This is a genomic window from Nostoc sp. CHAB 5715 (assembly GCF_020829685.1).
GTDB lineage: Bacteria > Cyanobacteriota > Cyanobacteriia > Cyanobacteriales > Nostocaceae > Nostoc.
Window position 1 is genome coordinate 1 of sequence record NZ_JAIVFR010000189.1, and the last position, 9,369, is coordinate 9,369.

General features: G+C 45.2%; 13 protein-coding genes. 10 read left to right on the top strand and 3 right to left on the bottom strand.

Features of this window, described 5'->3' with window-relative positions; translation table 11 throughout:
- Positions 1-234 (top strand): hypothetical protein (locus tag LC574_RS12600; RefSeq protein WP_229453836.1); only part of this gene is annotated, 234 nt, incomplete at its 5' end.
- 202 nt (positions 235-436) lie between these two features.
- On the opposite strand, the gene LC574_RS12605 is transcribed toward LC574_RS12600, so the two are convergent.
- Together LC574_RS12605 and LC574_RS12610 are read right to left on the bottom strand one after the other, a co-directional pair.
- Positions 437-661, bottom strand: coding sequence for a hypothetical protein (locus LC574_RS12605; protein ID WP_229453837.1), 225 nt, complete (start codon positions 659-661; stop codon positions 437-439).
- Between the two features lie 310 nt (positions 662-971).
- Entirely contained in the window at positions 972-1,139 is a 168-nt protein-coding gene (locus tag LC574_RS12610) for a hypothetical protein (protein ID WP_229453838.1), read from the bottom strand.
- Here LC574_RS12610 and LC574_RS12615 point away from each other — a divergent pair.
- From LC574_RS12615 to LC574_RS12645, 8 genes are all read left to right on the top strand, one after another.
- On the top strand, positions 1,139-1,339 hold the full coding sequence (locus tag LC574_RS12615) for a hypothetical protein (RefSeq protein ID WP_229453839.1): 201 nt from the start codon (positions 1,139-1,141) through the stop codon (positions 1,337-1,339). The two genes, LC574_RS12610 and LC574_RS12615, sit on opposite strands and share 1 nt — an antisense overlap.
- A 24-nt stretch (positions 1,340-1,363) precedes the next feature.
- Positions 1,364-1,495 carry a hypothetical protein gene (locus tag LC574_RS37965; RefSeq protein WP_267871511.1) on the top strand — a complete coding sequence of 44 codons (132 nt, stop codon included), beginning with the start codon at positions 1,364-1,366 and terminating at the stop codon, positions 1,493-1,495.
- A gap of 69 nt (positions 1,496-1,564) precedes the next feature.
- Complete coding sequence (locus LC574_RS12620; RefSeq protein ID WP_229453840.1) at positions 1,565-1,963, top strand: hypothetical protein; 399 nt, start codon at positions 1,565-1,567, stop codon at positions 1,961-1,963.
- Positions 1,960-2,418, top strand: a complete 459-nt coding sequence (locus tag LC574_RS12625; protein ID WP_229453841.1) for a DUF1392 domain-containing protein — start codon at positions 1,960-1,962, stop codon at positions 2,416-2,418. Before LC574_RS12620 ends, LC574_RS12625 begins: the two co-directional genes overlap by 4 nt.
- 58 nt (positions 2,419-2,476) lie before the next feature.
- The gene (locus LC574_RS12630) at positions 2,477-3,199 is read left to right on the top strand and encodes a KilA-N domain-containing protein (RefSeq protein ID WP_229453842.1); all 723 of its coding nucleotides are present in this window, start codon (positions 2,477-2,479) and stop codon (positions 3,197-3,199) included.
- Positions 3,200-3,242: 43 nt separating this feature from the next.
- Positions 3,243-3,842, top strand: coding sequence for an alpha-ketoglutarate-dependent dioxygenase AlkB (locus LC574_RS12635; RefSeq protein WP_229453843.1), 600 nt, complete (start codon positions 3,243-3,245; stop codon positions 3,840-3,842).
- Between the two features lie 135 nt (positions 3,843-3,977).
- Positions 3,978-6,101, top strand: coding sequence for a DUF3854 domain-containing protein (locus tag LC574_RS12640; protein WP_229453844.1), 2,124 nt, complete (start codon positions 3,978-3,980; stop codon positions 6,099-6,101).
- 140 nt (positions 6,102-6,241) lie between these two features.
- Positions 6,242-7,210 carry a hypothetical protein gene (locus tag LC574_RS12645; protein ID WP_229453845.1) on the top strand — a complete coding sequence of 323 codons (969 nt, stop codon included), beginning with the start codon at positions 6,242-6,244 and terminating at the stop codon, positions 7,208-7,210.
- Between the two features lie 30 nt (positions 7,211-7,240).
- Here LC574_RS12645 and LC574_RS12650 read toward each other — a convergent pair whose 3' ends face one another.
- A complete protein-coding gene (locus tag LC574_RS12650; RefSeq protein WP_229453846.1) occupies positions 7,241-7,546 on the bottom strand; it encodes a hypothetical protein in 306 nt (101 codons plus the stop codon).
- Between the two features lie 100 nt (positions 7,547-7,646).
- Here LC574_RS12650 and LC574_RS12655 point away from each other — a divergent pair, with 100 nt between their 5' ends.
- Positions 7,647-8,291, top strand: a complete 645-nt coding sequence (locus LC574_RS12655) for a restriction endonuclease subunit R (RefSeq protein WP_229453847.1) — start codon at positions 7,647-7,649, stop codon at positions 8,289-8,291.
- The last annotated feature ends 1,078 nt before the right edge of the window (positions 8,292-9,369 follow it).

Here is a 9,369-nt window from a genome sequence, read left to right on the forward strand (position 1 = left end):
AAATTTCTACAAATCAATGCTTTCAGCCGGATTTCTTTACAAAACTTTACAACGTGTCCCATTTTACACGTATTTCGTCATGACCCCTTCATGGGGTTCAAGCTTGGTCATCGGTCGAACTTGGCGTTCACTAGTTGGCAAAATGTGATCAATTTGTTATATTCACCACAACGTCCACAACGTTTATCAGGCAAGCCTTTGACGTTGTGTGTAGTTTACACAACGTTTTCCTAGTCATGCTGATTCTGGAGTTGTAAATAATCTAAAGTCCATCCACGTTCAAGCATATTTTCAAAGGATATGGCTTGACCATTCGGCTCATAAACGATAATGCCTTCTTCTGTTTTTTGGCTAGCGATAACAAGACCAGATGCCTTTGCTAGTTTGTACCACTCAGAGAAAGTGGCTTCTAGCTGGTTAGCTTCTCTTTCTTCGTCTAACTGCGATCGCGAATCTCTTGCTTGGTTAATTCGGGAATCTCAACAGCATCTCCTGAACTCGCTTCAGTAGCCGCTTGGGAATACACTTCGACGACTTCACGCCTGGGATCGCCTTCGCTCCAAAACTCGTAGTGATAGTACGCCTGCTGGTAATCCCTGCCATTATTAGTAATCGTGCGCCAATGAATACTACCGCTTCCTTCCCCCTTGTTTCGCCGCATTTTACTAGGGGATATCTCATTACTAGGGTTAATCTCAGGTACTTGGTCTTTACTAGGGTTTATTTGCTTATCTCCTAGTAATTCACTATTACTAGGGTTAATCTGCTTATCCCCTAGTAATTTACTAAAGCTTACCGCAACACCAACAATCGCAATATCTCCACAATTGGGCGTTTTGCGGCTTCTGCTTCCTGAACATAACCTATTAAATAGGTACTAAGGAGCCGATGAGTACCTATTTAATAGGTACTGTACCTATTTCTTCTGCCAACGCGCATCTGGCCTATGCCCTAAACATTTAAGCCGCTCCTCAGTCGGTTGTAGCTAGTCCCACAACACTATCAACACATTCGCTTCCTCCTGCAATCTGTCGCACCAACAATTGTTTTGCTTCGTTAACTGAACCGTGCCACAGTTCGTGTACAGCTTGATGCAACCCAGGGTGGGCATTAGCCGCAATGACCGGAGGTAGCACCAATGGCTAATTCTACAAACAGTTTTGACCGTAGAGCCAATCATTTGCTGCGTTCGATTCGGCTTTGCGGCGGTTGTGTTCCATTACATCGGCTGCAATTGCAATTCTCCGATTCAGTCATTCAAACACTGCTGGATAAAGAACTGGTGCAAGTGCAGAACACGGGACGCGGCTTTTTGTTGGAAATTGCCGAGGATTTTTAACTCTTAATCGAAGAGGAACCAATTATGAAACTTTACGCAAAGACCATTCCACAGACTTTACCCAATTGGGCAACCATCGTTACAAAGAGTGCAGATTTGATTGAAGTTGAAATCAACGATGAACACCCAGATTTTCAATCCCTGCTTGAAGATTGAATCTCTCAGCGCTCGGATTGTACAAGAACATTCTTCTACTAAATCTCCATAAACATAGGAGGTAATCAAATGCATACAAAATGGACTGATGAAGAACTAGCAATAATTGAAGCTAAAGCTGAACTTTATACACCTAAACAAATAGCCTCAATCTTAAAAAGACATGGCTATTTCCGCACTCCAATTGCGATTGCAACTAAACTTTGGGCTTTGGGTTATTCTACAAGTCCCTTTCTCGATAACTATAGTAGTGCTGAAATCGCCCGTATTCTGTGTGTGCATTCCACCACCGTTTCTGGCTGGGTACGACGTGGTTGGTTGAAAACTAGTCGCCGTTCTTCTAAGCGTTATCAAGTTCGGAGATGGCATCTCAAAAACTTTTTTGACAATCCCCCACAACATCTGAAAAAGCGTATTGCCTCTATTGACTCCGAAGCCATTAATTACTTATTAGGGAGAAAAGCATGATTGACTACATTAACGCTCTGAAAAAAAGCTGGTATCTTTCTCCACCTTGGGGACAAACAATTCCACCTGTTGCAGTTAATTTACTGGAGAGAGTATACCTTAGAACCACGAGGAGATTTGGTTACTGCTGCGGTATGCAATGGAAACACGAATGTTGGATTTATTCAATTGATTGCCGTAATGAAATACTCCACGCCACACAAAATCAAATCATCGGGACTGGAGAATTGGAAGCCATCAGTGTGCAAAAACCCGCTTTCGTTCTGGGCGAGAGAGTGATGCTATGTACTCACGACAAAGGAACAAAACAACGGCTGATTTTGGGGATTGGGCTTGTGAATAACTCTTGGTTTTACATTGTTGAATTGGTATCGCCAACTTTAGCTTTGCCTCTAACTATATCCAATCGTTTCTCACTAGTTGGTGAGAAAAGTTTGCTGCGCGTGAATGCTTGAGTTTCTTAGATTGCAATTCCTCGAATTCACTGTTTGAACAATAACCAGGGAGTTAATTATGTTGATACACAAATGGCGTGACTCCGATATTAACCAAATGCCAGAAGTTGGGCAGCTAGGCAAATACAGCATACCCAAGGGCTACGTGAATGCAACTCAGATGTGCCATGCAAATAACAAGTCTTGGGGGCATTACAAAGAAAGGAAGTCCACAAAAGCTTACTGGACAGCACTTTCAAACGACATCGGATTCCCGATATCGTCTCTTGTCATCGAAGTAGATGGCTATGGCAGTTCTCAAGGTACTTGGATTCATCCAGAAATCGCAATTGATTTAGCGCAGTGGTTTTCTGTCGAGTTCCGCATCTGGGCTAACAGAACCTTAATGAAAGTGATGATGAGTCAAGAGCCTGTACAGCAGCAATCAATGACTCAAGTTCAGTTACTTGCAGCGATCGCACAACAACTGGCAGAGCAAGAACAGCATTTACTCCAACAACAGCAGCAACAGACCGAAATTTTGCACCGACTAAAAGCCGTTGAAGTTGAGCAAGACAGAGTAAATACCCCATGTGGACATAAATACAGTGTTGTTGGATTCGCCAATCTTCAAGGTTTAGAAATATCTGTAAAAGAAGCCGGTACTAAAGGTAGAAAGGCAAGTGCTTTGTGCCGAAAACAAGGAATAGAAATAGAACGCATCCATGACCCACGCTTTGGAAAAGTCGGTTTGTATCCAGAAAGCGTCTTGATTGAGGTTTTCTCTACAGGTCAAAACTAACAGCAACTCCTTCAGTACACGTTCTTTAGTTGGAGAAAATACTATGCAACAACTCAATTTATTCGCTGAATCAGTCCCAGTTTTACCTATCGCCTACTACCCCGATTTCTTAAGCCTTGAACAAGCAAACGAACTTTACCAACACTGTCTACAACTGGAGTGGCAGCAAAATCAAATCAGGATCGCGGGTAAAACAATGCCCGTCCCCCGCCTCGAATGTATTTACGGGGACTACGGATGTGATTACCTTTACTCAAAGTGCGTGTTTTTGAAACCCCTGACTTGGACAGAAAAACTCGCTTACTTGCGGGACAGAATCACTGCGCTAACTGGCTACAAGTACCGTATTGTCATTGGTAATCAGTACCGCAGTGGCCAGGATTCAATCGGCTGGCATTCCGACAATGAACCATTGATGGGATTTAACCCAGCGATCGCTTCCATCAGCCTGGGTTCATGTCGCAAATTCCAAATCAAACCGAGAAATGGCAGACCAACGGATTTCTGGCTGGAACACGGCAGTTTACTTGTGATGCACCCCGGTTGTCAGTCTACACATCTGCATCAAGTCCCCAAAACCAACAAAGTGGTTAGCACCCGTATTAATCTCACATTCCGACCACACACGGGAGGGGGGAGATAAGGGCAAGGGGAAAGGATAAGAGGGAATAAGAGATTTCTTCCTTTTTCCTTTCCCCTTTAACCAAGCTAAAAGCTTTTCAAAGCGGTATGAAGCCATACCACTTGCTTTGCACTGCGTCAAAATACTGGAGAAGATATGAACATCATTGATACACATCAAACAAATAATCAGCTAGCTCCTAACCACTGGCATGAATGGGTAGTCAATTCCGCCGTTGACCCCAAACTCACTGCACTAAATGTCCGCTCTCTGTGTGGTTCGGAAGTATACGAGTACCTTTTATACGCTCTCCCACAAACTGCCAGACGAAACGATGGGCGACTGCGCGATGGCTACTTGAAAAGATATGCCCATGTAGAGTCGGGCGCATGGTGGGTTAGTGGACTCGACCCCCGAAACTCTTGGCTACCGATGGACTGGGGACGGATGAAACCTGATTGTCCTCGCCTGGAATGGGATAAGGCAACCCAAGAGCAAACCCAAAAGCCAGTTAAATATGAATCGCCACCCAAAACTCCCAACCGTGTCACATATCTAAGAGTACCGTTACACATCTGGCGGTTGATATCGTTGAGGTATGACGTGCCAATGCCAGAACTAATCACCGTTACCCAAGAAGGTGAAGCTTTAGGATTCTGGGTTTGGGTTATGGCACACCCTGAAATCCCTGTATGCCTTACGGAGGGCGAGAAGAAGGCTGCTTGTCTCCTAACTTTAGGCTTTGTGGCGATCGCACTTCCTGGAATCTGGAACGGTCGAGTCGGCAAGGAAGACTTAGAATACCTGCACCCTGATTTAGTCCCAATGGCACAAAAGGGGCGGAAATTCGTTATCCTTTTCGACTACGAAAGTAAACCCAAAACCAAACAGCAGGTTTTCCAAGCCACACGTCGCACCTGTCAAGTAATTCTCCAGCTTGCCTGCCAATGTGAAGTAGCGCTACTTCCTGGCCCAGAAAAAGGAATTGACGATTGGGTTGTGGCTTTGGGGAAAAAAGCTGATAAAGCCGTCAGCACGATGATTGCTGATGCCTTGAGAATCAGCGAGTTAAACCAAAGATTTTTCGTGAATCGCGCCAGGGGGCTTCGCAAATTCAAACCCAATTGCGTTGTCAATACCCGCTATCTCTCCACAGTCATCCGCTCTCTGCCTCAATCTGGGTTAGTGGGTTTGGCTTCCGACATGGGTACTGGCAAGACCGAAATCTTGGCGATGATGAGATTTGATAACCCCCAACTCAGCTTTTTGAACAACGGGCATCGCGTTACTTTGCTGAAAAATCTCAGTGATCGCTTGCAAACTGCCATGTACTCTGCGATTTCTTGCGGTGACTGGGCTAAAGCAAAAGCACTCAGTATCACTGTAGATTCACTATATAAGATGGCGAATGATTTACAGGCTTACGATATTCTTTTTATTGATGAAGCCTGCCAGTATCTTGCCCACTTGCTCAAATCAAAGACCTGCAAAGAACACCGGGGGGCTATCCTGGAAGTACTGGAGTATCTGGTCTACAATGCCAAGTTGGTAGTGTTGGCAGATGCTCACCTGGATGACCTGACCATTGAGTTTTTCATGCGAATGCGACCGGCTGGTGAAAAACCCTACATCATCAAAAACGAATATCGCTCTGGTGGTCGTCAAGTCTATTGGTATGAAGGTAAAAACAGCAGCGCGATCGTTGCCGAGTTCCACGCTCAGTTGATGTTGGGTAAAAAACTGATGATGGTGAGTGACAGTAAGCGGTTTATCAAAAAGCTAGAACGAGCGCTCAATGATGCAGAGGGGCAGAGGTGCAGGGGTGCAGAGGGGAAAGAAATTATACAACAACTCTCCTCTGCTCCTCCGCTCCCCTGCTCCCCTGCTCTCTTCGATGATAGCGACGAAACACCGGAATCAGCCGAAGACCGCAAGTTACGAGTATGGGCTATTCACTCCGAGAACAGTGGCAGTGAGGAGAATGTCATCTTTATCCGGGAAATTAACGTTGCCATTAAGGATATCGACGCTTTTTTAATTACTCCCAGTCTCGGTACAGGGGTTGACATTTCCAACTATCATTTTGATGCCGTGTTTGGTGTGTTTCATGCTGTTTCACAGTCGGCTACAGAATGCGCCCAGCAATTATGGCGGTATCGTCCCGATGTTCCCATGTACGTTTGGGTAGCTCCCCGTCCTCCCCCCGTATTTCTCACAAGCTTCAGGCGTTTGATGGAGCAGAGGGGCAGAGGGGCAGAGGGGAAAGAACTTGGTATTTGAACTCTCCCCTGCTCCCCTGCTCCCCTGCTCCCCTGCACAAGCGCAGGCTTTGAGGGGTGTGGTGAGAAATCCGGGCTCCCTTTGGTTACGCCGAAACCAATGCCCGTCGCATCAAAGAAAAGATTCTTCAGAAAAACGAGATGACCGCGTTTTTAATTCGCATTAACAGAGAGACAGGGAAGCGAGGGGCAGAGAAGGATTGGGCATTGGATGCTTCTTGCCAAATTGAAGCACAGCGCAATTGGTCGATTAATAATCTACGGGCTGATCTGCGATCGCTATTGGAGGAGATGGGCAATACGATTATTCCTTTGGGCAACGGTGGTGATGAAGGAACTTCCCGGTGGATGAAGGCTCAGGGTATCGCCATCGATGAAGAACATTATCGCTTGGTGGCGAATGCTAAAGATATTGACAGGAGGACTTACAACAGCAGGCAGCATCAGGATTATCTCAAGCCGGAGGAGGTTTTGGAGTGTGAGAAGTTCCGCATTCAGGATACTTACGGCATGAGCGTAACCCCGGAACTGGTTGAGCAAGATGACGGGGGACGCTTAATTAAAAAGATTGTCGCACTTGAAGCGATATTGGCAGCGCCTGGGGAAATGATTATTGATGACCAGGGACGGGAGTGTGTTTCACCACCGACTGTTGTTGTGGAAAGGGATAAATCGGAACGGGAGCGCTTGGCTATTTGCACTGACTGGAGCAACCATTCTACGTCCTGGTTAATGCGCCATCGGCTGGGACTGAGAGCGGTGCTGATGGATCTGATGGCTGGGGTTGAGATTAAAGGGGACGAGGCGATGATTCAGGCTTTGGCTGACTTCTCAAAACGTAATGCATCTCACGTTAAAGGTATTCTCAATCTGACCATCCCGCTATCGGAGTCTCCGATGTGGATTTTGGGGCAGTATCTCTCGCAACTCGGTTTGTCTACTGAGTCGCGGCGACCGATGGAGGACGGACAGAGGGTTCGGTATTATCGGCTAAATACTGAGGATGTCGAGTTTATCCAACAGGTATTGGAGTATCGCCAACGGCAACGGGAAGAGAGGGAAAAGAAACGCCAGGAGGAACAAGAGAGAAATACGGCTTATGCAGCTTGAATTTTGAATTTTGAATTTTGAATTGTTTTGTCAGCCCGGACAAGTTTGCTCAACTGGTGGCAGATGCGCCCGATTGGGTCGAATGGATGGTTTGAGAAAGTGAGGCTTACTATTAACCACTTTACTTGTTAGGTTAAAAATACTACTTGGTTTCACGTCAGATCGCGCCGTACTGGTTGGTGAGACAATTACTGTTGCCTCATAGGTGAGGCGTTTTGTCACGGATGGGGCAGTGGCTTTTGGGCGAACGCGAGTGCTACGAGGTGTACGTCTGTGGTGTGTGATTGTTAAAGTTTGTGCCTCAACCATAACGGCTCCAATCTCGATAATTTCCATCTCATTTCGACCGAATAGTATTGCGACATTAGTGACAACAAATCACTTGATTGCCAATCGTCTAACATGGAACTAGATCCAGAGATAAGGGACTAGTCCAATGGTGCAAACGATCGCAGCAGATAAAGTAACTCTCTACGATCTCGAACTAAAGTTCCGATTACAACAAACAGAAGACCCGTCCTTTTTCTCAGAGTGGCAGGCAGACCTCCCTACACTGACAGAAGCAGAACAGCAACGGTTGCTAAGAGTTCAGGCAATTGTGGCGAACCTGGAGCGGCGATCGGTATTAGAAAATACTGTCAAATTAGCAGTGGTCGCTCCTTTACTTGACTTATCAGGATTGTTCTTACCTCCGTTCTATGTCAGCACCGAAGACTCCATAGAAATTGAAGCCGCTAATGAAAGTATGGTTGTGCGAGGTCGGATCGATATCCTGGTATTACAAGGTCAGCTTTGGGTGCTTGTGATTGAGTCCAAACGAGCCGAGTTTTCACCCAAAGTGGGCATTCCCCAAGTGTTATCTTATATGCTGGCTGCCCCTAATGGCAATTTTCCTCGGTATGGCTTAGTTACCAATGGAACAGATTTTGTATTCTTAAAGCTAATGGTTCAGGAGGTTCCCTGCTATGCCCGATCGCGGCAATTTATTCTGGGGCAAGATAATGATCTGGAGCGCGTATTACAAATCCTCAAGCATCTGGCGGCAATGATCGGGCAAATTGAGACTGGGCAAACCGAGTAAGGCGTTCCCTAACAAATCGTGATGCCCAACCCCAAGCATTAGATGAGGCTGTTGGGGGCTTGTTGGGGCTAAAGCGGAAAATACGGCAGGGGCTTGAAAGTGCGGGTCAGTTCTACCAACAGCTAGTCTCCAGGATTGGCTTTTCTGTTGGGATTGCTGATGGTGAGGCACACTGGAACGCCTATCTAGGACAGTGGCTCCTTTGGGTTAACAATGAATAGCGGGTGTATATCTGTGGTCTGTGATTGGCTGGCGGCGGTGTAGGTCAAAGTAGTTCACTGTTCCATCAAAACTGTTACTGTGAGTCGGTTATTGTACAGTTTCCTCTTTTGGAAGCAAATAATCTCTATTGCCTTGCCCTTGAAAAAAACAATTGTGTGTTCGTTATCTTGTCAGTCGCTTAAAGTGACCGTCGCTTCGCTCCAATTCAAAATTCAAAATTCAAAATTCAAAAATAATTAAATAATTTTTAATTCCGACATTTTGAAATTGCATGAATTTCAGATTTTAGTTTGGATTGGAGCAATTAGTACAAGCTCCTTCATTTATGAATGGAGGATAAGAAAGCGCAGACCATTTGTTTTTTACCCCCGGCTTTATCCTGGTCGTGCTTTTATTTTGAATTGATAATACTTCGGCTACGCCCTTCTCTACGAGAGGCTGCGCCAACGGCTACGCTCAGTACAAGTTTTGAATTTTGAATTGTTAAACAGGGCTTTGCTCGAATAGATAGATAATGTGTATTCAAGATGATTAAGTAAAAATACTTGAGAAAAACTGAATAAACTATGACTTAATATAGTTTATTCACTTCAATGCTAACTATAGGACTAATATTTGATTTCTGAAAAAGCTCGGTACAACTCGAAAAGCCTAATTCCTTATTCCCTACTCCCTACTCCCCACTCCCTTTCTTCCGTAGATAATTTCAAAAATCAAATACGATTCCTATATATAGCAATCCTAAATGAGTCGTGAAAAATATATATAAGGAAACGAACCGCCAAGAACGCCAAGGACGCAAAGAGAAGAAAGAAAAAAGAGATATATAATTTTCACAAATGATTTAGGACTGCTA

Excerpts from the sequence above, each read along its gene's own strand:
- LC574_RS12605 (WP_229453837.1), bottom strand. The coding sequence starts at position 661 with ATGCGGCGAAACAAGGGGGAAGGAAGCGGTAGTATTCATTGGCGCACG.
- LC574_RS12615 (WP_229453839.1), top strand. The coding sequence starts at position 1,139 with ATGGCTAATTCTACAAACAGTTTTGACCGTAGAGCCAATCATTTGCTG.
- LC574_RS37965 (WP_267871511.1), top strand. The coding sequence starts at position 1,364 with ATGAAACTTTACGCAAAGACCATTCCACAGACTTTACCCAATTGGGCA.
- LC574_RS12620 (WP_229453840.1), top strand. The coding sequence starts at position 1,565 with ATGCATACAAAATGGACTGATGAAGAACTAGCAATAATTGAAGCTAAA.
- LC574_RS12625 (WP_229453841.1), top strand. The coding sequence starts at position 1,960 with ATGATTGACTACATTAACGCTCTGAAAAAAAGCTGGTATCTTTCTCCA.
- LC574_RS12630 (WP_229453842.1), top strand. The coding sequence starts at position 2,477 with ATGTTGATACACAAATGGCGTGACTCCGATATTAACCAAATGCCAGAA.
- LC574_RS12635 (WP_229453843.1), top strand. The coding sequence starts at position 3,243 with ATGCAACAACTCAATTTATTCGCTGAATCAGTCCCAGTTTTACCTATC.
- LC574_RS12640 (WP_229453844.1), top strand. The coding sequence starts at position 3,978 with ATGAACATCATTGATACACATCAAACAAATAATCAGCTAGCTCCTAAC.
- LC574_RS12645 (WP_229453845.1), top strand. The coding sequence starts at position 6,242 with ATGACCGCGTTTTTAATTCGCATTAACAGAGAGACAGGGAAGCGAGGG.
- LC574_RS12650 (WP_229453846.1), bottom strand. The coding sequence starts at position 7,546 with ATGGAAATTATCGAGATTGGAGCCGTTATGGTTGAGGCACAAACTTTA.
- LC574_RS12655 (WP_229453847.1), top strand. The coding sequence starts at position 7,647 with ATGGTGCAAACGATCGCAGCAGATAAAGTAACTCTCTACGATCTCGAA.